At 37.3% G+C, this 24,121-nt stretch carries 9 protein-coding genes; all 9 read left to right on the top strand.

The window, feature by feature from the left end:
- Positions 1-127: 127 nt before the first annotated feature.
- The 9 genes from L1275_RS04280 (at position 128) to L1275_RS04240 (ending at position 23,713) form a co-directional block, all read left to right on the top strand.
- On the top strand, positions 128-5,986 hold the full coding sequence (locus L1275_RS04280) for a choice-of-anchor J domain-containing protein (RefSeq protein WP_253470173.1): 5,859 nt from the start codon (positions 128-130) through the stop codon (positions 5,984-5,986).
- Between the two features lie 700 nt (positions 5,987-6,686).
- Positions 6,687-7,499: a hypothetical protein gene (locus tag L1275_RS04275; protein WP_253470172.1), complete on the top strand. Its 813-nt coding sequence runs from the start codon at positions 6,687-6,689 to the stop codon at positions 7,497-7,499.
- Between the two features lie 12 nt (positions 7,500-7,511).
- Positions 7,512-8,471 (top strand): hypothetical protein, encoded by a 960-nt coding sequence (locus tag L1275_RS04270; protein WP_253470171.1) that lies wholly within the window; start codon positions 7,512-7,514, stop codon positions 8,469-8,471.
- Positions 8,472-8,490: 19 nt separating this feature from the next.
- Positions 8,491-19,218 carry an RHS repeat-associated core domain-containing protein gene (locus L1275_RS04265; RefSeq protein ID WP_253470170.1) on the top strand — a complete coding sequence of 3,576 codons (10,728 nt, stop codon included), beginning with the start codon at positions 8,491-8,493 and terminating at the stop codon, positions 19,216-19,218.
- Between the two features lie 9 nt (positions 19,219-19,227).
- Positions 19,228-19,551: an immunity 53 family protein gene (locus tag L1275_RS04260; RefSeq protein ID WP_253470168.1), complete on the top strand. Its 324-nt coding sequence runs from the start codon at positions 19,228-19,230 to the stop codon at positions 19,549-19,551.
- Between the two features lie 357 nt (positions 19,552-19,908).
- A complete protein-coding gene (locus L1275_RS16570) occupies positions 19,909-20,736 on the top strand; it encodes an RHS repeat-associated core domain-containing protein (RefSeq protein ID WP_253470411.1) in 828 nt (275 codons plus the stop codon).
- Positions 20,737-21,453: 717 nt separating this feature from the next.
- Positions 21,454-21,882 (top strand): hypothetical protein, encoded by a 429-nt coding sequence (locus L1275_RS04250; protein WP_253470166.1) that lies wholly within the window; start codon positions 21,454-21,456, stop codon positions 21,880-21,882.
- Between the two features lie 650 nt (positions 21,883-22,532).
- Entirely contained in the window at positions 22,533-23,261 is a 729-nt protein-coding gene (locus L1275_RS16565) for an RHS repeat-associated core domain-containing protein (protein WP_371923419.1), read from the top strand.
- On the top strand, positions 23,261-23,713 hold the full coding sequence (locus tag L1275_RS04240; protein WP_253470164.1) for a hypothetical protein: 453 nt from the start codon (positions 23,261-23,263) through the stop codon (positions 23,711-23,713). Before L1275_RS16565 ends, L1275_RS04240 begins: the two co-directional genes overlap by 1 nt.
- Positions 23,714-24,121: the final 408 nt, after the last annotated feature.

The following is a 24,121-nucleotide window of genomic DNA, read 5'->3' as shown; positions in this document are numbered from 1 at the left end:
ACATATATCTGAGGTGTATTATTGTTTTTTGCGAATTAATAATCGGAGCTGTTGTGCTCAAAGTTTGAGCGAGATGAGAAATAAGGTATATATTTACGGCTTTAATCAGTCTAAATAAATGCCAGAAATGAAGAAGATTTATTTTATCTTTTCTACTGCTCTTGTTGTGATGCTGTGTTTATTGCAGCAGTCCGTTTATGCAAACATCAGAACAGCGAACAACTCAAACGACCCAATTTACTGGGTAAACCAATCGTATGCCCCTGAATTATATCTACAACCGTATTTTGATATTAAGACCTATGGTTTTTTAGCAGATACGGATTGTGGGGTGATAAACACACCCTTTTCTGAAGGGTTTAATACCACTTCCGACACCTATAATTGCTGGACGATTTTGGATAATAATCAAGATCAATTGCCTGCGGGAACAAATGCGTGGAGGCAATTTCAAGTTCTGCCCTATGAAGGTGACCGCGCTATGTTTTTTCAAAGTCCCGCTGCAACTTTAGTTAACGACGATTGGTTGATCTCTCCGACTATTAAAATGAATGGAGGACTTTATGCAGTGACGTATTACTATAAAACCACAGCCGCAAATGATAACGATTTCGAAGTTGTTTTTTCAACCGCTGGGACAGATCCAGCGAGTTTTACAAACCAACTCGAGCCGGCAGTAAAGCGAAATACAACGACTTATATCAAAAAAGTGCTTTATGTTGAAAATATTAAGGGTGATGTAAACATCGCTTGGCATGTAATATCTAAAGGAATTACCAACGTATATATAGATCTGGTTTCCATAGTAGAGGTATCGTGTTATGCTCCTGAGGAGAATGTGATCATCAGTGGCTTAGACAAGGATAAAGTTACCTTTGAATGGACAGATCCAAAAAATAGCAGTTGGGAGTATTTTGTTCAACCGATGGGAAATGGAGCGGCACCGGTAGGTAGCGGACTCATAGCACCAACCAATAAAATCACGGTTTCCAAAACCAATGGAGTTGGAGGCGCTAATTTACAACCGAATACCTGGTATGAGTTTTTTGTCAAATCGAGTTGTGGAGTTGGAAAGACCAGTCTTTGGGTGGGACCTATCCGTTTTAAAACGCTTTGTAACGAATCAAATATACCATTTTGGGAAGGATTCAATAAAGATTCTAAAACCATAGCATGTTGGACGATAGTCGATAATAATAAAGACGCGACCTCCGCAGTAAGCACCAACATCTTTAGACCTTATAATGTCGGAATGTTTGAAGGCGATCAATCTATGTATTTTTACGGGAACTCACTCAATACCAAACACGATGATTGGTTGATTTCACCGACTTTTGTGCTTGATGCATCAAAGATTTATCGCTTGAAATATCATTACAAAACCCAGGCAACAACCAAAAATGATTTTGAAGTTGTCCTGTCTAATAAAGGCATTGATTTAAGCAGTTTTACGAAAAACCTAATCACGAAAAAAGCATATAGCAATGCTAATTGGGTCGAAGAAACCGTTATTATCGGTAATACGGCTGGAAAAGTCAATATCGCATGGCACGTCACTACAGAAAATAGTCTTACGTATTTGTCTGTGGATAATGTTTTCCTAGAAGAAGTAATCGGTTGTCCCGAACCGATGAAGTTAGGCGTTAAGGACGAAAAAGAAACTGCAGCAACGATTTTTTGGACGGATGATTATGGAAAGGATTGGGAATATGTCGTTCAAAAATCGGGAGGTACTGTACCTACTGGAAAAGGGGTGGCTACTACGACTAAGGAAGTAACCATTACCCAAGAGCAGTCTGGAAGCAAACTGCGTGAAAACACCGAATACGAATTCTATGTACGTATGTTGTGTGGCAATGGAGGATACAGTATTTGGAGAGGACCTTATACCTTTAAAACGGCATGTGGTATTTATACTACTCCGTTTTGGGAAGGCTTTAATTTCAGTTCTCCATCCTTGGATTGCTGGACGGTAATCGATGCAAATAACGACGCGACCTTGGCGGTGAACTCTCCAAATATCTGGAAAGCTACGACACAAAGGTATGAGGGTACTCACGGAATGTTTTTTAATGGATCCAATACCGATAAAACCAAATTACCCAATGACGATTGGTTGATCTCACCGAGAATTCAATTTGATGCAACCAAAAATTACCGATTAAAATACCACTACAAAACAGATACACCAACGGCAAATGAATATGAATTTGCGGTACTAGGCTCTAATTCGGGAATCGATCCTAAAAACTTCACCAAACAAATAGTCGCCAAAAAGAAATACGCGCCAAGTGCGCAATGGAAAGAAGAATATGTGCTTATTTCCAATTTCAGCGGTGCGGTTAATATCGCTTGGCAGGTTACGGGTTCATCCACCTACACCACTTTGTATATCGATAATGTTTTTATAGAAGAGATAGTAGGATGTCCAGAACCAATGGAATTAGGCGTTAAGGACATAGAAACGGATCAGGTAATCATTACTTGGACAGACGATTTTAAAGCGGCGAATTGGGAATATGTTTTCCAACCTCTAGGAGCGGGAAAACCGACTACTAGCGGTATAGCGACAGCTAAAAAAGACAATATCATTACAAAAGACCAGGCGGGTAATGCTTTACAACCCAATACGGACTATGAATTTTATGTGCGTACCGTTTGTGGAAATGGTGCCTATAGCATATGGTCGGGTCCGTTTTCATTGGCTACGGGTTGTGATATCTATGGTGTGCCATTCGTCGAAAGTTTTAATACCAACTCTAAAACTGCTCGTTGTTGGACGATTGTCGATAAAAATAAAAGTGTGATCCCAGTGGGAACCTCTTGGAGAAATACGGCGGATGCCTATCAAGGGGATCAAGCGATATTTTTTAACCTGTTTAACGGACCTAATGAATCGTTTGACGATTGGTTAATATCTCCGACAATTACCTTAGATGGGGGAATGTATGTTTTAAAATATTATTACAAAACCATAGTAGAAACAGAAAACAACCAATTTGAAGTATTGTTGTCTACACAGGGGAAAGATGTCAGTAAGTTTACTACAGTATTGTTGCCTTCACAGAAGTACAGTCTAAATAAATACACCGAAAAAGTGGTGTTTATTAACGGTGTAAAAGGAGATGTAAATATTGGATGGCACGTCAATTCCAAAAATGCTACGGTTTCCTATTTGTATTTGGATCATGTTAGTTTGGAAAAAGTAGTGGGGTGTGAAGAACCTTATTACATTAAAGTCAGCAATCAAACTACCACATCTATGGATGTCGAATGGACACAGAACGGTTCTTCGAATCAGTGGGAAGTGATTGTCGTAAATTATGGAGACGATGAAACGGCTGTACCTGTTAAAACGATTCCGGTATCAGGAGCTCCAAAGACCACTATAAGCGGTTTGGATCCGGGTAAGGGATATACGATTTATATTAGAACAGTCTGTGCAGATGGAGAGACCCAAGGAAATTGGTCTACAGCTGTTGTGGATGGGACTATAATTGGTGCCAATGATAATTGCGGCGGAGCTATAAACATACCGGTTAACCCTTCGGAAACTTGTGTAGTGAAAATAGGCGCTTCTTTATTTGGATCGACCAAATCAACGACTCCAGTTCCGACTTGTGCGACCAACTTGATCAACGATGGTTGGTTTGAGTTTACAGCGATCGCTACAAATCATTTGTTGAGTTTAAAAGACATGGCCAGTATTTCCAAAGATAAAGCGTCTTTGTTTGTAGCAGGGGCCTTATACGATCAGCCTTGTGCAGCTATGTCTACAGCGCTATCGTGTTTTACATTTACGCCAACTGCTACGGAAAACATTTTAATGGGATTAACCCCCGGCACAAAATACTATATCCGTTTGGGTGGACCGCTGATTTACAAACAAGATCTGGTCTTTAACTTGTGTATCACGACTTCCACTACGCCACCGATTACGGTAAGCCCGAGTGGAGATAAATATACGGTAGAAGAATTGGTCAAGGAAGTCTTGGTCAAATCCAATTGTGATTTGGTTTCCAATGTGAAATATCAGGTTGGAAATGGTAGTGCTGCTGCGCAAGCAGTCAATACGCTGGGTTATTTTAATAAAAACGGTTCTATCTTTCCGTTTGATGAGGGAATTGTATTAAGCACCAATGAGGTGAAATTTGTACCCGGACCGCATCGTGGATCCTATGGTGCACGAGGCACCAATACCAATCGTTGGACGGGGGATAAAGATATAAATGATGCGATCTATGATGCTGGAGGCGGGCCTTTGGCGGATAAACGCGTAACACAATTGGAATTTGATTTTATTCCGGTCAAAGAAACCCTGAAATTTGAATACCTATTTGCTTCAAACAGTTATGTCAACGGTTGTACCTATATGTGTGACACGGGGGCTTTATTTGCAGCTTGGCTGGTGGATTCAACCACTGGAGAAGGACAAAACTTGGCAAAAATCAAAAACACCAATACGCCAATTGCTTTAAATACCATACGCGATGCGAGTAAATCGGGTGTTTTCTGTGGAAGTGTTAATCCGGAATACTACTGGAAACATTACGACAACGGTCAAGATAGTCCGCTAGAGGCGCCTATTGATTTTGTCGGAATGACTAAGGCTATGGAATCTGAAACCGTACGGGTAGTGCCAGGACGTAAATACCATATCAAATTAGCTATAATGGACTTCTGTACGGTGAATTCCCACAGTTCTGCGGTGTTTTTCAATGCGGGTAGTTTTGATCTGGGGGAACTCGATTTGGGTGCTGATATGCTTATTGAAAACAACAATGCCCTTTGCCAAGGTGAAGCTGTTGTTATCAAATCTGGACTGGGAATAGCAGATGTAGCTATACAATGGTATAAAGATGATCAAGTTATTCCTGGGGCGACTGCAACGGACTTAGAAGTTACTGAAACGGGACTCTACAAAGTCGTCGGTTCCTATACGGCGATCAATTGTGAAGTTAATGGAGCGATTCGAGTAGAGTTGTACCCGAGAATTTCAACTGTGGTCCATGCGCCAGAAACCCTGCTGATCTGCCGTAATTCATTAAATCCACTAACGATAGACTTAACTTCGGTAGAAGCACAAATGTTGTCAAAAGCAAAACCTACAGACTATGAATTGGCGTATTATAAAACCAAGTCTGATGCAGAAAAAGACGTCGATGTGATTTCCAATCCAAAATCATATCCATTGGCAGCGGTAGGTATAGAAATGGATCTATTCATCAAACTAAAAAACACACAATCGGGATGTACGGAGATTTTTGTTTTACCGATAAGAGCAGTTGCGGGAAATATTCCTGCAACGCGTGAGAATGTTAAGGTTTGTGCGACTTATACCTTAGGAGCATTGGAAGAACATCAACAGTATTATTCCGGACCGGCTGCAACGGGAACAACGTATCAAGCGGGCGATATTTTGGAAGCGGGATTCTATACGATTTATGTTTTCCAGAGAAACGACGCGACGGATTGTTATGAGGAAATCTCGTTTACGGTTAGTGTAACCGATCCTGTAAAGGCTGAGGTTTTTGAAGATATAGAAGTGCAGTGCAAGGTATTTGTGTTAGCACCATTGCCGGCAAACAACAAGTACTTTACACAATCTGACGGTCAGGGTGTGGAATTAGCGGTGGGTAGTTCGGTATTTCAAGCGCAAAGAATTTATGTCTATGCCTCTTCAAAAGATGGTTTGTGTACAGATCAAAGCAGCTTTGAAGTCACTTATGCGGATTGTCCGATTCCAAAGGGAATATCACCGAATGGCGACGGTCTAAATGACAACTTCGATCTGTCAAACCACGGTATCAGCAGTTTGATTATTTACAACCGCTACGGTGCTGAGGTTTATGCTTATCAAGGAACTTATACCGATCAATGGTATGGACAAGACAAAGGTGGTAAATCGCTTCCTGATGGCACTTACTATTATGTGGCGGTAAGCCATGGTAAAACCAAGACGGGATGGGTTCAAATCAATAAATAGTTAATTGAGTAAAACAACAGCTCGCTTAGCGAGCTGTTGTTTTTTTGGCGGTATAAATTCAAAATCCCAACTGTGAAAGCTTGGGATTTTTTTGTTTAAAAATCATTTTGTAATCGATTATTGAGAAGCGTAAACCAGTGATTTTGTGTGCTGAAAACAACTTTTTTAAGTGGTTTTTTTTCTGGATATTTAGGTAGGTTTATGGGGATTATTGAAGTATTATCTTATATATTCCAATAAAGTTGGCTTTTTGATTGTAGGTGAAATCAGGATGTATTGTGTAAAAATGCATTTTTTTAGTTTAAAATTTAAGTATATTAAACAGGTGTCGTGGTGCTACAGATTTGGAACTATTATTGTTGTCCTGATTTTAAATTAACGATTAGTAGTGTGTATTGTTTGTTTTTGAGTTAAATAATTTAATAAAAATTATTAAATTCTTCATATAGCTTAAATATACGACGGTAAATTTATAAATCTACCACGAATTAAGAATTTATTTAAATGCAATATTTGTAATAATACGTTTTAAAAAAAGTTTAAATTGATATAAAACTAAATTTGTTTAACATTTAAAGATATTTTTTTTAACTAAAAATAAAGTTAATTTTTTAGAGTTCGATCTGAAATACTTGGCTTTGTAATTGGTCTATAAAATCATTTTTTGGATGAGGATAATCAGTTAGTTTAAAATTCTATGATGAAAACTTTATTTCTTCCCGTATTATTAAGTTTTTTTTTGTTGATTCCGAGCGATTCGGTTGGGCAAAAAAAATTCAAGGATTCATTTCGAAACATTTGGGTCAAGAGTATCGGCACTTCTGCTGAACAAAAAGGAACCCTTAATTACCATATACCGATTCGATGGAGAGGCGACTATCCTGTCTTGAATAAGAAGTATGAATCGTCAACCTATACTTATGTTTATTATGTACTCAAAACGGAAGAAGCGTCTGAAAAGATTTTTTCGCTATACCACGCTGGAGATTTGCATAGCTTTTATACGGACAGTATAAAATCTATTCGAAATCATGCGGTAGATATGGGTTTATTGACTTCGGGGGCCATGGTTAATTTTAATTTTTACAACAAGGATTTTAAAAAGAAAGGTGAGGGGATTTTATATTTAGAGAATGATGTGGAATCGAAATCCGACTTGTTTGAGGTATTGGTTTGTAGCAATTGCAGCGATGCCAAAGTAAGAACACAAATACAGACGTACTTGGCAGTTAAGTATGGCATCACTTTAGCACAGAAAGACAAATATTACAGCAGTGATAACCGTAAGGTCTGGGATGAAAAATTGGATAAAGCTTATAACAATCGTATAATGGGTATCGCTCGTGACGATTATTTCGGTCTGGATCTAGAAGCGAGTTATAGCAATACCGATACCGCCTTTGTCGTGTCTAAATCGAAAAATATAGGCATACTGCCTTCGACCAATATGACTTATGTACTGGCTGGCGACAATAATGGTGAAAAGACGTTCGATACTAAATCCGGTATATAGAAACGACGATGGTTGGTACAAAACAAAGGGGAAGCGGATGTGAAAATTGATTTGAATTGGAAAATCACACCCGACAAAGAATCGGAATATTATTTATATAACAGCCAAAGTACAGAAGTTCAAAATGACTTAACGGATACCCTTCGATTGCGTTTTAAAGACATTGAAATTAAAAGAAATCAGTACTACTACTTTACTTTGGAGCAGAGAAAGCCACTAAAAGTAAAGGTATTTGAAGATGAAAAAGGTTTAAATAAAAAATACTTTATAGGGATTAATGAGGTTGGAAAAGCCCCTTTTTACATCACGGCAACAGATTCCAATACCCAACAGGAATATTATTTTGTCAGTGAGGGTTCATCATATGATTTAGAAAGCTTACCTAACTCAACTTATGCTTTTACGGTAAGAGATGTCAACGGTCATCAAGCGGAATTGCACAACATTGCTATAAATATACCAACTACTAGTTTGGTCAGTATGGCGGAGAATTGGGTTTTAGAGGGCACAAAAATGCTAGAGATAAAACCGACTTATGCCACAGCCAGTCTCGACAAGCAGTTGAAGTACGAATGGTATTTTCAGGACAAATTGATTTCGAGTTCACCACGTTTGTTTGTTAATTATTCCGGAGCGTTCGCTCTGGTAGTTTCCGATGCTCAAGGCAAAAAAGAACATTTTGGCTTTACGGTCAGTGGAAACCTTCAAAAGCAAAGCGCATTGGAATCTCAGTGGGTCGTAAGTCCGAATCCGGTGAATCGCGGGGAGGAATTTACGGTTACTTACAGCTTTGATTCTCCGAAGAAAGTGGATTTCTACATTTATACCATCGACGGTAAATTCATACTCCGCAAAGAATTGGGTACGGTTGAAAGTGCCAGTTATAAATATACCCTTCAGGGAGCAACGACCTATTTAATCATTCCTATTATCAATTCGAAAGCATCAATTCAAAAGTTGATTGTAAAATAATTGCCTTAGCCTTACTACTATGAAATTTTTTAATTCTTATAAAAGAGAGTTTTCGACTCTTTTACTATTAGCCTTTTTACACGGATTTGTCGTCGAAGCCTTTGCGGTGACTACCAAACCGATTAGCCGTATGATTTTCCCGGCTGTTCGTACTTACGACAGCAGTGCTGAATTACTGGAACAAGATCTGTTAACAGCTGCTGTCGCACAGCAAGATCTGGAGTCAGAGCAAGGCGCTACGGCTAAGGCGCATCCTCACCAACGGGCTACAAATGCTTCGTCGCAATTGGAGGCTTCGACGGTGTTTTATGGTGCAGATCTAGCCCTTGGGGAGATCGGGAGAAGTGAAAGAACTACTTTTGATTCACCAGAAGACAACTTGTTTAAAATTGAAATCAAAGAAGACATTGATCTTAAAGCGACCTACTCCTTAACCTATGAAGTCTATGGTATTGCCAATGCATCGGGTGTTACCAAAAGCGTCAATACAGCTACGAGTACTGGAGGATTTTTTATCGAAAAAAAGACAACGTGGACACGAGTTTCGGAATTTTTATCACCTTTCGACTTAAAAAGGGGAACCAATACCGTATTGTTTACCAGTGATCTGACTAAGGATTTTGGATATTTGGTTCGAAATGTACAATTTGAAAAGACAAAAGCAGCAACAAACGATTTCTTGTTGATTAATGAAGCGGTTAAAGCAACAGCCACTAACGAGGTATATATAAATGGGGTGGTAACGATCACTGATCCAGCAGTGCGGTTGTTTTTAGACAATAAAGAAGTTGCGGTTAAAAACCACACTTTTGAAAGCCTGGTGGCCCTTGATGCCACTTCAAAAAAGGAATTGGTCTTTGAATTGAGAAAAGACAACCAACCCCTAGAGAAAAAGAGTGTGGCTCTATCGCAAATCAAAGCAATAGACCAAACCAAAGCATTGGATGTTCCATTTGATAAAGCGATGTATAAGATGGTGGCAAGTGAAGCCAAATTATATGAATTAGACCATATCGCTATAGAATTGCCAGAAGCGAGTTATCCGTCTGATTTTACCTTATCTATTCAGGAACTAAGAGCTAGTGATTATGCCCCTACGGGTATGGCATTAAAGAACGTTACTAAAAATATGGCGGCTTATCGTTTTCTACCAGACGGTATTAAATTTGAAAAAGACGTAAAAGTCAAAATCAAATGTGATATCAACGCATTGCCAAAGGGATATGGACTAAAAGATGTTCAGGTCTTTTATTTTGACACCACTGTCAAACAATGGACCAAGGTTAAAGTTATCGAAGTTTTAGAAGAAACGGGAGAGGTAGTCGCTTTGACCAATCACTTTACAGATTATTTAGCTGGTGTCATCCAAGAACCGGAGAGCCCCGAGACCAATGCGTTTGCTCCAACTACGATTAGTGGGATTCAAGCGGCTAATCCAACGGAAAATATTCCAATGGTCAGTGTACCTCAAATTAACGATAGAGGAGATGCGTCACTTAGTTTTCCATTGTTGATTCCACAAGGAAGACAAGGAATGACTCCGGATCTTTCAATTAACTACAGTAGTGGTAGTGATGAAGGTGACTTTGGATTGGGTTGGAGTTTGTCTGTTAAATCGATCGATATTGATACCCGCTGGGGAGTTCCAATTTTTGATTCTACTAAAGAAACCGAATCCTATCTGTTAAATGGAGAAGAGCTATTATTGGTTAAAAGTGATAACACTTTATATGCGCCACATAAAGACGCACTAATACCGAGAGGGGCAAATGTGAAATTTAATAAATTAGTACATGATCCCTCTATAGAAATTATGCGTATTGGAAATAATGTCAGTAATTATACTTGGACTGTCCGAGATAACAAGAGTGGTTGGGTTTATACTTATGGAATATCTTCAGGAGGAAAATGGTATTTAACTCTGATTAAAGATCCTTTCAATAATTCAATAGAATATGAATATGATCAGACAAGTTTAAAAGGAAATTATCAATTGAAGAAGATTGCTTATAACCATAATCGCAATTATTTTCAAAATGGAACTGCTGGAGATAGACATGTTTTTTATATAGAAATATTTAGAAAACAGCAATTGGATAACCCTTCCATACAACGAAAAGACAGAAAAATCAATAACCGATTGGGATTTGAATCCGAGAGCGTACACTTAATTGATAAAATTGTTGTTAAAACAGGAACTCGGGCTACAGTTTATAGTGAACCCGGAACAAGTGGTATATTATCTACCGAAAGTGCCATGCACAACGAATATTCATTTGTATATAAAGAAGGGCAATTTGGGCGCAGTTTATTGGAGAAGATAGTCAATAAGAACTATAATAATCATACAGCGGATGATTTTTATTCGCAGAGAGATCGAACAATCCTTCCTGTGATTCAACAATATGTTTTTGATTACCATGATGATATAGGAACGGGCTCTTTGTTTGAGAGCAACGGACAGACTTATAAGACCTACAAGGACTATAAAACCGACTATGATAATTTTAAAGTTTTTCTTTCTGCCTTAGGGGGTGGCGAGGGAAAATCCACAAGTTTTGGAGGAGGAGGATCGGCCGGAGCAGTACTTCCTTTTTTCCTTGCATCTTGGTTGCCTTTTAGTAGAGCTGCAACTATAGGAGCAAACTTTACTTGGGGCTCCTCTAATTCACAAACCAAGACATTATTGACCGATATAGATGGCGATGGTCTACCTGATAAAGTCTTTAAGGGAGGAAATAATTTCTTTTACCGTAAAAATTTGGGAAATAAGTTCTCATCGGAAACCTATCCAATTAAAAATTTACCCAATTTAAATTATTCAAGTTCAAATAGTACAGATGAATCTTTTAGCATCAATATCATGGTCGGGAGTGCCAGTAAATCGAATTCTGAAAGCGTGTCGAGCACGTATAGTTATACGACAGATGTGAATGGCGATGGACTGTTGGATGTGGTTGACAATGAGCGGGTATATTTCGGCTATATAGATCCGGTTACCAAAGAGCCGACTTTTAATTTTGATAGCTCTTTAACTCCTGCTATCGTTATTAAAGAAGAAGATATGGCTCCGATTTTAAATCCGATGCCACAGTTGAATTTAACTAACGGTTTGATGGATGTGGTTATGGTTTGGCGTGCTCCTAAAGATGGAACAATAAAAATCGACGGTACCATAACTAAAGAGCATATTGCGCTTCAAAGTGGAGTGAAGTTTTCTATTGAAAAACTACACGAAACCAATATGGAAAAGGCCGCTTTTATCTATGGACCTTATTTGATGTTGTCTAGTTCGAAAACACATACACAAACACTAAATGTGGTCAAGGGTGATTTAATCTTTTTTAGAACCCATTCCAATCAAGTCCCTGTTAAAGAGCTCGGAGTTACTTGGAATCCTAAAGTAACTTACTTGACACAAAATTTTGAATCTGCTACCGGAGAACCGAAATATTCCTCTGATTTTCAAGAAAGTATGATAGTCGGAACAAATTATGAACACACCTTTATGAAGGCAGGACGTTATCGACTAGAATGGCCTTCTTTTAATTTTAATACTGGCGATGATGTTACCATTAAGGTCTCGCATTATATAAAAGGAGCTAACGGTGGAGCTATTGTTGCAGCTACAGGTAATAACGTGGTCGTATATGAAAAAAAGACTACTATTAATGGAATTACTACTTTCTCTTCTCCGAATTTGACCTTGAATATGACTTCAATCAACAATAATTCAGCTACTTTTCAATATGTTAAAGTGGAGGTGTTGAGTGATACGGAAGTGAATTGGAAAGATATAGATGCTAAATTCAAACCCAAATTGGTTTCATTAGATGGTCAAGAACATGTTTTTGCAGTTCCGTACTATTCCAATTACAGCAATGTTCATACTAGTTATGCCTATTCAGATTTTACTAATTATTTTACCGGGACTAAACTTAGTATTAATCATGATTTCTCTCTTCCAAATTGTACAAAGAATATTTGTGAGGATCGGTATATTTATTTAATTCTTAAACGGACAGATGGTAAATTAGCTCCATTAAATACAGGCACTACCTTACAGTATGCAAAATTTAGATATAAAATTAATGCGAGTGGCGCTGTTGTGGCACGACAAAGGTTCGATGTGACTGCTAATAATTACGTCGCAGTAGCTAACACAACTACATATTTTTTAGAAAATTTAGCTGGCGGCAAAGTGTTTTTTGAATATTATACTGCTGATAAGGCAATTGCGGAAAGATTAAAAACCTATCAAAATACCGGTTCCAATTATTTAGTGCGACTAAATAATCTAGCTCCCAAAACAGATTATATAGAAGGAGGGGATAATGGAGGTTTATTCAAAGCCAATATTTATTCATCTGAGTTGACTACTGCATGGGGTAATATGTATCGAAATTGGGGACAATTTGCTTATAAAGGAGTCGATGCTGCGGAGAAATTTACCTCTATAATTGGGGATCATATTCATGTTTATAATCCAAATAAAACCAATAGTGCAGGTCAGAACAGTACCGACATTTTTGAAAATCCAAATTTAACTCTAGAGGAGGTAGAAGCCAGTTTCGATCAGATATTAAGTCTAAGCGGAAATGTGACCAATCAGTTTGCTGTATTGATGCCAAATAAACAACTTAATCGTTGGGAAAGTCACGAGCATTTGTATGTGTCGGCAACGGGAGTTGTTAGTCCATATACTCGATTTTTGACCGATGAGATTCCCGAATTAAAACCACCGACGGTACCCGTGCACGATTTTGGTGCAGCGGGGGTTACTAAATACTCTAAATTTGACAACAGCAGTACCAATTTGTCTCTGGGATTTTTAGGAATCAATGTTGGGAAAACCAAAACAAAGGGATCCAGTTCGTTATTAAATGATTTTATCGATATCAATGGCGATGGTTTCCCCGATATTATTGGAACTAAAATACAATTGACCGCAAAACGAGGCGGGCTTTCAAGTAAAATTTTAAATGAAGATTTGAATTCGAGAACCTCTATTGAAGGATCGGGTAAATTAGCTGGAGGAAGTAATTCGGGTATCAAAGGAAGCGCAGCCATAGGATCTACTAGTGGAAATCTCAATTTGGTGGTTGGAAATCAAGGAAGTGCTTCTGTTAGTGGTAGTTCCTTTACAACAACCAATAAAGTAGACCGTTTTTATGTAGATATCAACGGTGATGGCTTGATTGACATTGTTCAAAATAACGGCAAGGTATTGTTAAACTACGGAGGTACTTTCTTAGCGAGTACAGCTTGGAGTTCAACTTTGCCCTTTCAAGAGAGTCAGACCTTAACTATAGGAGCCGGTGCCGGTGGTGGTTTTTCGGGAATTTCCAATATGGATATTGCAGCTGGACTTAGTATTTCTGGAAGTACCTCTAAAGACAAGATCACTTATATGGATGTTAATGGAGATGGATTGCCGGAGAAAATAATCAACGAAACCACCTATTATATTAATTTGGGAACTGGTTTTGAAACTATAGAGCGAACATTGCCAGGTGCACAGGCACAAAAATCCACGGAGGTCGGTATAAATGCAAATGTAACCATCTGTTTTTATTTTCCAACCATCTGGTTAGTTGGACCTAAGTTCTGTGGTGCAGTTGTAGGAAGTAAAGGAAAGAGTATATCAAGTGAAGAAGCGCGATATATGGATTTTGATGGCGACGGTTTTACCGATTATGTCACTTCGGATAATGATGAGAGTTTAACGGTTTATGGTTCTCGTATCAAACGCACCAACTTATTAAAAACGGTTATCCAATCTACTGGTTCAAAAATCGAATTGGATTACGATATCGTTAATCCAATTGATAAATCTGTGATTGGATCAACCTATAAGATGCCTTATAAAAAATGGGCATTGACCAAAGTATCCGTGTCCGATGGTTTTGTCGGTGATGGGCAAAATATCAGCCGTTATGCCTATGAATATTTTAATGGATATAAAGATAGAAAAGAACGCAGTTTCTTGGGCTTTGGAATGACAAAGGCACATATACTCGACAGAACAGGTGTGGTATACCGCACTACAGTAACGGAATATTTGAATAACGACATGACCGAAGATCAGTTGTATCGCCCGGGAACGAGTTCCGATTTAAAACAGTTTTTATATAAAAAGGGTTTACCAAAACGCAGTTATACATTGGATCGAACCAAACGTATGTTAAACGAAACGGCGTATACCTATAAGTTCTATGATACAGCCAAATTACTGACCGATATCAATACAACTACAGCTAACAATGCAGCAGAGGTAAAGGTATATTCAGAGAAATTATCAGTGTTACCATTGGTAACTACTATTAAAAATAAGGTGGTGAATTTCGATGAAGATGCGCAGAACAGTTCGTTTACACAAAATACCGAGCAACAATTTATCATCTATGATAAATTTGGGAATGTCAAGAAATTTTCGGATGTCAACCGAGGACTCACAGTTGATATTGAATATCAAATAGGTGTTAAAACCCTATCGACTAGCCATCGTGTTAGTACAACTAGTGGTAATCAAATGTTGCGATTAACTAAGGCGTTTAGTAATGATGGATTAAAAATACATCGAGTACAGAAATATTCAACGCCTACCATTTTTTATGATACAAATTATGAATACGATCGATTGGGGAATCTAACGAGAAAAATATTTACTAATGGATTCTTTTATTTTTATGATTACGGTGATTTAACCGGTTTTCATGGAAATTACTTCAAGATCGTTCCTGCTAAAATCAGAGATGGTTTTGGCAATGAAACAAAAATGTTGGTGAATCCATTTGGACAACCAATTAAGACAACCGATGTGTATGGTGAAGTGGTCACTTATAAATATGATCGGTTCAATCGATTGATGGAAATGAAAGGGCCCTACGAGTCTGAATGGACGATAAGAAACGAATATATCAGCAATCGTATTGCTATTAGTCAGCACAATTTGGGGCAGGGTAATATATTACATACCAGTATGATTAATGATGGATTGGGAAGAACAGTTCAGGTTAAAAAAGAAATCTTAGCTACGGATGCATCTCCGAGATGTGGAGGACAAATTCCAAAAGTGCGTTTGGCGGTTTCAGGGGATATGATTTATGATGAGTTTGGACGAGTGGTAGAGAATTATTTAGCAGAAGAACAACTTGATTGTAATAGTGGGGCTCAATTGCGAAACTTATTGACCACCTATTATCAAGGACCGCGTTTGGATGAAAAAAAAGTTGCTAGGTTATATGATAATAAAGACCGGGTCGTCGAGGAATTGATTTTTGGTACCGATGCCAAAACCAAAACTAAATATTCATTTGGTACAGATAACAAGGGGAAAACGGTTTTTACTCAAGAGGTTACATTACCGGAGGGAAATAAGAGTATTTCTTATACCGATGAATTGGGGTTGCAAACCGGTCAAAAACAAATAGGAAGTGAAGACTTATGGACGAGTTTTACTTATGACCTTTTGGGGCTGCCTAAAACAGTTACTAATGCCATGGGGCATGAAACGGCTTATAACTATGATAACCTTGGGCGGGTAACTAATAAGACATTGGCTGCTTCGGGTATTACTAAATACAAATATGACTTTTTGAGTAATGTCATTGAAAAAGAAGATGCTAATGGAACTATAATAACCTATAATTACCAGTTTAATCGTTTGTTGGGAGTAGTTAATCCTACTATACAAACCACATTTACTTATGAGCCAGGTGGTCGATTGAAAAAAATGGAGGACAGTTCCGGCTACCAGGAATTTAGATACGGAAAGTTAGGCGAGGTAATTGAAGACAATAAGATGTTAATCGATATTAATGGAGATTCTCAATTCTTCAAAACCAAATACAAGTACGATTCTTGGGGACGAATATTAGAGATGATTTATCCAGATGGAGAGAAGGTTCTTTATCAATACAATCGCGTAGGGCAGTTGACGGGAATTCGTGGTGAAGAAAATATCATTTTTTTGAGGAATGTAAAATATACTCACTTTGATCAGCCCTATTATATGAAGTATGGAAATAATGTAGTGACGCATCAGGAATTTGATTTGACGGAAAGACTGAGGGCTTCACAACTATCAAGTAGCGATTTGCTTAATCCTTTGATTTCTAAAGTGTTTTCGAGAAATGTGTATGGATTTGATAAAAACAATAATATTACGGGGCAAGTAAATGATTTCAGTCAGCATCAGAGTATTGTTGTAGGAGGAACCTCTAGAAAAATGTATACTTATGATGAATTTAATCGTTTAAAAAGTGCTAAAGGACAATGGGATGGTTTGTTGGAAGCTCATAATTACGATTTGGAAATGAAATACACCAAGGATCACTCTATTTCTGTAAAAGATCAAAACCACCTTATTAGAGATAAGAATTCAGGTGGAGTTGAGCATTCGCAAAACTCCTTAGTCAGAAATTATAAATATAATGATTCGAGTAAGCCTAGGGTAGGTTCAATCATTGGTGTTGATAGAAATGGTCAACAATTAGAACAACAACTTGATTATTTTGAGAATGGTAATATCAAAAGCATACACAATGAATTCCAGACGGATTCATTTGTGGATCGGCTATTTGAGTGGGATGCGAATAATAATATTACTAAAATTGAGGATAATGGAAGAGATGGACATGTTCTTAATCAATATATCTATGACGGAAAAGGAGAGCGAGTGATTAAGAGATTGCAAGGAGGGAATTCTCTATCTGTCAATGGAAGTAATCCGCAAAATGGTATGTATGGAGCCCATGAAGTATTGTATCCAGGTGGTCATTTGGTTTACAATCGCAGTGTGTATACCAAGCATTATTACGCGAATGGAAAGCGAATCGCTTCCAAGATTATGGATGTCACAGATTTAAAAGATTTTAAAAATAGAAATCTGAATTCGGTAAGAACTTCGCCTCATGAGGGAATGCAACAAAGAGGGATAGCACAAAATGGAGAAGGGCAAAGTTCAATAGATAGACTAGATAATGGTTTAATAGCGCCCTTACCTCCCGATGTAGCTATTGTTCCTCCTATTTCATGGGTGGTTACAATATGCAAAGATCAAGTGAATATTTTACTGGACGTCTTGTATAATACTGCCGAAACGATCGACTGTAAAAATGATATTCTGAATATATTGGAGCTACATAAATTATATTTGTATAGATGTGTGAATAATCCAGATGGGACGATTGGGACATGCGATAAAATATTTTATGATTTTGATTATTGTAAAGCTTTAGAAGAGATAAACAAGCTAGTTTGTATCAAACGAACACCAAATGGCGACATCATTGATCCCGGAACCGGCTATATTTATGATCCGGTAACGGGAATTCCAAAAGATCCAATAACTGGTTTACCAATTGATAACGGAACAGGTAACGATTATGATCGTTTGGAATTGGATTGTTACAATAAGTTTATTAATTTTATAGACTATTATAAAGACAAACCCAATAAACCGGCCGAATATTATTTGTTTCTAAAGTATTTGAGGTGTTTTAATGACAATACCGATGAGTGTTTTGGCATTGGTATTGAAGGCACACCGGGAGGACCTGGTCAGACTCCGGTTGTAGAGTGGGATAAAGATCGAAAGATTAGAATACGATTCTGTGATTTGATCATTCCTGACCTTCCGGTTGATCCGGGATTACCGCCTGTGGATGATCCAGTGTTTCCAGATGAAACCCTGAGTCCGGGTATAAATGGAGGGACGTGGACGAATAATCCACCCCCACGGATACCAATTATTGCTGATCCGATGAAGCAAGAATCTCCGGTTTGGTGGTATCACAGTGATCATTTGGGAAGTTCGTCGTATATTACCGACATTTCTGGAAAACCTTGTCAGTATATAGAGTATTTGCCTTTCGGAGAAGTCATGGTACAGCAAAGTACCAATAACATCTTTGAAAATGTCTATAAATTCAATGGTAAAGAACTCGATGAGTCGACAGGTTATTATTATTACGGCGCGCGTTATTATGATCCGGGAGCTAGTATATTTTTGAGCGTAGACCCGTTAGTAGAGCAAACCATGGAACCGTATTCGTACGTGGGAAACAACCCGATTAACTTTACTGACCCGACGGGGATGAGTAAGGAATGTGAGGGTTGTAAAGGCTTTGTGCTTTCAGTTGTAGACAATATTTTTGGAAGTAATCTACGGAATACTTATGCAACAGATTCTCAAAAATATCGGAATGGTGTTTCTACGGGGAATGCTGCTTCATTACTTGCTAGCGCAGTTTTATTAGTAGACGGTGTTTCCAGTATAGGAACTGGAGGTGTTGGGTTAGTAGCTTCGGGTGCAGCGACTGCAACAGGAGTTGGCGCAGTTGTTGGTGTGCCGGGAGCAGTTTTGAGTGGAGCATCAATTGCTAAAGGGACAGTTGAAATTGCTGTTGGAACTATTATTGGAGTTAATGCTATGAAGAATATGGAGAGCGATAATGCTTCTTCACATGGAGGAGGTAGAGGTTCTAATAATAGGACTGCTGATCCAAATGCGGTTGGAGATCATACTGTTATAAATGAAAATGGACATACAACGTATAAGGTTAATAATAAAAATCCTAATAAAAACAATAATGGTCTTGGGTTTGAAACTGAAAAAAGAGTTGATTATAAAGGGGCAGCGCATATAAATAAAAAAACGAAAGAAACTGTCAATACTCCACACGTTCAAGAGAATGGATCTGTTAGACCAGCTAGACCTGGAATTGATATGCCAAATAAATAAAATATAAATATGATAAAATGGTTACAAGATTGGTACAGCTCTAACTGTGATGGAGAATGGGAACATGAAAACTTGGTTAGAATACAGTCATTAGATAATCCAGGCTGGCTTTTAGAAATAGAAATTCTAAATATTACTTCTATAATACCTATTAAAAAATGGGAGCTATTTGAAGTTTCAGAACAAAACTGGATAGGGTATGATGTTGAGGAACATAAGTTTACGGCTTCTGGAGATTCAACTAAACTCGAGGCTTTGATTAAGATTTTTAAAGTTTTAATAGAAAAGGGAGAAGTCGATAGCGATTATATTTATGAACATTTATTATCTTGAGTTTTCCCTGATGGTGCGCCAGTATTAAAAATCTCCGGATACGCTACCGCACGAATCCTTTCCCACGCTACCGCGCGAGTCCTCTCGCGTGGTCTTTATTAAACACAAAAACTCTCAATCCTATTGGGAGTTTTGTTTTTAAAAAGGTAGTTTATCGATAAAAGTAGGTCTTCCAACTTTGTAAAAACAGCATTCGGTTTCTTTGTATATTACTTGCGTTTTAAGAGAGGATATTAGCATATAGAGTATTTGCCTTTTGGAGAAGTCATGGTACAGCAAAGTACCAACAACATCTTTGAAAATGTATATAAATTCAATGACTTTGGAGGTAAAAGCGGATGAGCTTTTGTCGAACAAATCGCCCGTAGGGCAGAGTTCGATGAGTCGACAGGTTATTATTATTATGGTGCGCGTTATTATGATCCGGGAGCGAGTATATTTTTAAGCGTGGATCCGTTAGCGGAGCAGTTCCCAAACTGGACGCCGTACCACTATGTACACAACAATCCTATTAATATGATTGACCCGACAGGGATGAGTGCGGAGGATCCTGGGTGGATAGAACATTCTACAAATAAAGGTGACAAACTGCTTACCTATGATGCGGAAATTAATACTAAACAAGAGGCAAAAGATAAAGGATATAGAAATGTAGAAACGGTATCAGAATCATTGTCTTATAATGGAACTAGTGGTTTTGAATCTTATAATCTAAATAAAGATGGTTCGGTATCAGATAATCTCTCAGGTAGTACTACTGATGTAGGTTTTAGTCCAATGAGAACTGGTGATGATTATTATATAAGTGAAAATAATCCATTAAAATCATTCGCTTCCGGATTGCAAAATGCAGGGGATGCTTCAACATACACAGGTTTATCTTTTTCTATTACAGGTGTTGGAGCTCCTGTAGGTGCTGCTTTGATGGCTATTGGTGGTGGGATGAGTTTGATTGGTACTGGAATTGAATCGCTATTTTTAGCTGGGCAAGGGCAGGAGAAAAAAGCAATGGCTAAATTTGGAATATCTTTATTTTTTGCGCGTAGTGGTAATTATGGTATAAAGGCTACAGAAAGAGCAATTGGAAAAGGTTTAGATAAAGGAAGTACTACATTAATTAATGGTATTAATCTAACTCTAGATAAAACTATAGGGGCAGATACAGAAAAGATGTTGACAAAATAGAGAAAATAGTATGGGATATATAATCATTTATCTAATTATGATAATAATAGGTTTAAGAGGGATATTAAAAACTAAAATACCAAAATTCAAAGGTGGAGCTCGTTTTCCTATAGAAACAAATTATTATTTGAGTAACTTTCTTTTGTTTTTTGTCGGAATTATTTTTTTGATTATAAAAATAAAGAGTTATTTTTAAAAAGATAGAAAGAGCAACTTTCTTCCGCCACCGCACGAATCCTTTCATGTCCTATGGCAAGAATATTTTCATGTGGTACCTCGAATTATTAAAAGTATTCGTCTACGCTACCGCGCGAGTCCTCTCGCGTGGTCTATAGTACATACAAAACGCTCAATCAAATTGGGCGTTTTGTGTTTACTAAGGCAGTTTATCAATAGAAGGAAGTCTTCTAACTTTGTCAAAATAGCATTCGGTTTCTTTGTATATTACTTGAGGTTTAGGAGCGCAATATTAGTATAATGAATTTTGCTAGACTAAAGGATTCGTGCGTCAGCGGGGAATAATATAGAATGTTTGGCACTGTGAAGGATTGACTTCGTCGAATTTCATTTCGTGCGGCAGCGGGGGAATAGTATAAACACAATTAACTCTTTTAAAAAAATTGAGCAAGGACACAATGTGTATTTTAATAGTTATTCTATATATGGTACAGTGAACGGATATATGGATTTTGGAAAAGCGATAAAAAGTAGTAAAAAATGATATTTTTATATAAAGCACAAATAGATTATTTATTGATTGTTTTTCTAATTTCGATAGGATTAATAATGGATTATGTTATAGGTTATGAGTATTTTGTTTTGGTTTCTATGGTTGTTTTTTTTTCAGGCGTAAATTTTTTTTATAGTGATATTGAGCTTAAAGTAGATAGTGAAAATAGACGATTAGAATACAGATATTTTAAATTAGGTTCAATTAGAACGAAGGTTTTTCAATTAGATGAATTGAGCTATGATTATAAAAAAGTTATCACTAGTGGAGGGATTTATGATAGATTTTATTTAAAGGCAGGAAATACTTTTATTATAAAACCTAGAGCAAACGTATACTGTTTTAATGTAGAGCAGATAAAAGATTTAGTTGAAAAGCTTAAGAAATTTGGAGTGCAAGGGGAGGATAAAACATAGATTTTATTAAATAATAAAACTTGATAATTATGAATAAAGATAGGTTTAAAGTTATTGTAGGGGCTTCTTTTTCGGGTATATGTTTTGCGACATATTTATTGTACAGTAGGCGGGGTGGTTATTTAGCAACAAATGATTATTTATCTTTAGTTGTTCTAGTCGTATTTGTAATGTGTTTTTTAGTTTATTTGAAGAAGAAAAAGTTTTGAATTATTAGTGTCAATAACGATGCCTACTGCCGTACGAAATCCTCTGCTAGTGCACGAAATGAAATCCCCGCACCCCGCTACCGCACGAATCCTTTCGTGTGGTACGGCACGAATATTTTCGTGTGGTGATTATTAAAAGTATTCGTCTACGCTACCGCGCGAGTCCTCTTGCGTGGTCTTTATTAAACACAAAAACTCTCAATCATTTTGGGAGTTTTGTTTTTAAAACGGTAGTTTATCGATAAAAGCTAATCTTCCATTTTTGTTAAAATAGCATTCGGTTTCTTTGTATATTACTTGCGTTTTAAGAGAGGATATTAGTATATTGAGTATTTGCCTTTTGGAGAAGTCATGGTACAGCAAAGTACCAACAACATCTTTGAAAATGTCTATAAATTCAATGACTTTGGAGGTAAAAGCGGATGAGCTTTTGTCGAACAAATCGCCCGTAGGGCAGAGTTCGATGAGTCGACAGGCTATTATTACTATGGTGCGCGTTATTATGATCCGGGAGCTAGTATATTTTTGAGTGTAGACCCGTTGGCGGAGCAGTTCCCAGGATGGACTCCATACCATTATGTTCACAACAATCCAATAAATATGACTGATCCTACTGGGATGAGTGCGGAGTCTTCTGGTCCGGGAAAGAAAAAACAATCTACTGCCGAAATGGTTTATAATCATACAGGATTTAAAAGGGCCGTGGATTGGGTTAGTGATCTTTTTACTCCTGCAGAACCTCAAAAGTTACTAAGATTTACAAAAGATGTAGAAACAACAATGGTTATGAAGAATGGAGGGGGGCAAAATGATAGAACTACTGGAACGTCGGGAGGAGAAACTAATGTGGATAAAGTTACTGACGCTTCTCCAAGTTTTAAGCCCTCTACTAAAGGCAAAGGTATTGTTGAGATTGTAGGCGACCTAATTGGAGGTTATCAAGCAGGAGCAGGAGCAGGGGAAGCTGTTGATGAGATAACTATAGAAAACACCAAGCGTACTTATATATCTGATGTTCGAAATGATGGTAGTGTACAATTAAAAGTTTCTAGTGAAGAAAGAACTGATACGGTTGTTTCGCGTAAGGAAGAAGCAAATGTCAGACATCATATTTATAAAAGAGAGGGGGCAGCGCAAGAAACAGCCAGAAAAAACACTAAGATTAATTGATGAGAAAATTTTTTATTTTGATAATCGTTTTTTCTTTATATTCATGTAAAGAGGATTCGAAATTAAATCGTTCAGAAAAAAGCTTAAAAAAAGCGGAATTGGTAATTAGTAAAAGTGCCGATACTTTGATTTCAGATAGAATAAATTTTATAAGCTATTTATACGATTCGGAATATCAGAATTACGAAATAAATAAAAACCGTTTTATTAAAATATACTATATAATTCAAGATTCAGTTTATAATAAAAGAATTGAAGACCTCAGCAATTATGATTATGAAGCTTTTGAAAATGTTCTGACAAATGATACATTGAAAATTAAAAGTTTTGGTCATGTAGGGGATAAGGTGATAACTTTTATCTTTTTAGATGTGGTAGAAATAGCTCAAGGAGATAGTATTAGATTTAAATATATAGAAACAAAATTTACACATAAAACATTTGTAAAATGATTATGTAAATTAGGTTACTTTAAGAACCTTATTCTGTTCCCCCGCTACCGCACGAATCCTTTCGTGTGGTCTATATTACATACAAAAACGCTAAATTATATTGGAAGATTTGCGTTTACAAAGGCACTTTATCGATAAAAGCTAATCTTCCATTTTTGTTAAAATATAATGAGGTTTCTTTGTATATTAACTGCGGTTTAAGAGAGGAATATTAGTATAATGAATTTTGCTAGACTAAAGGATTTACTCCGTCGAATTTCATTTCGTGCGGCAGCGGGGTTGGTTGATAAAGTAGTGGTGTATGAATCTTATAGTTAAGAAAACTTCTAACGTAAAGTAATATTGTGCAGAGAGTGTTTTTTATTAAGTATTGTTGAGGTGCATGTGCCACACGAAAGGATTGACTTC

It is taken from the genome of Flavobacterium sp. HSC-61S13 (assembly GCF_024171535.1).
Taxonomy (GTDB): Bacteria; Bacteroidota; Bacteroidia; order Flavobacteriales; family Flavobacteriaceae; genus Flavobacterium.
Note: the sequence above shows the minus strand (reverse complement) of the source record. Positions and strands in the feature narration are given on the sequence as shown.

Coding starts and splice junctions, on each gene's coding strand:
- L1275_RS04280 (WP_253470173.1), top strand. CDS start 128: ATGAAGAAGATTTATTTTATCTTTTCTACTGCTCTTGTTGTGATGCTG.
- L1275_RS04275 (WP_253470172.1), top strand. CDS start 6,687: ATGAAAACTTTATTTCTTCCCGTATTATTAAGTTTTTTTTTGTTGATT.
- L1275_RS04265 (WP_253470170.1), top strand. CDS start 8,491: ATGAAATTTTTTAATTCTTATAAAAGAGAGTTTTCGACTCTTTTACTA.
- L1275_RS04260 (WP_253470168.1), top strand. CDS start 19,228: ATGATAAAATGGTTACAAGATTGGTACAGCTCTAACTGTGATGGAGAA.
- L1275_RS04250 (WP_253470166.1), top strand. CDS start 21,454: ATGATATTTTTATATAAAGCACAAATAGATTATTTATTGATTGTTTTT.
- L1275_RS04240 (WP_253470164.1), top strand. CDS start 23,261: ATGAGAAAATTTTTTATTTTGATAATCGTTTTTTCTTTATATTCATGT.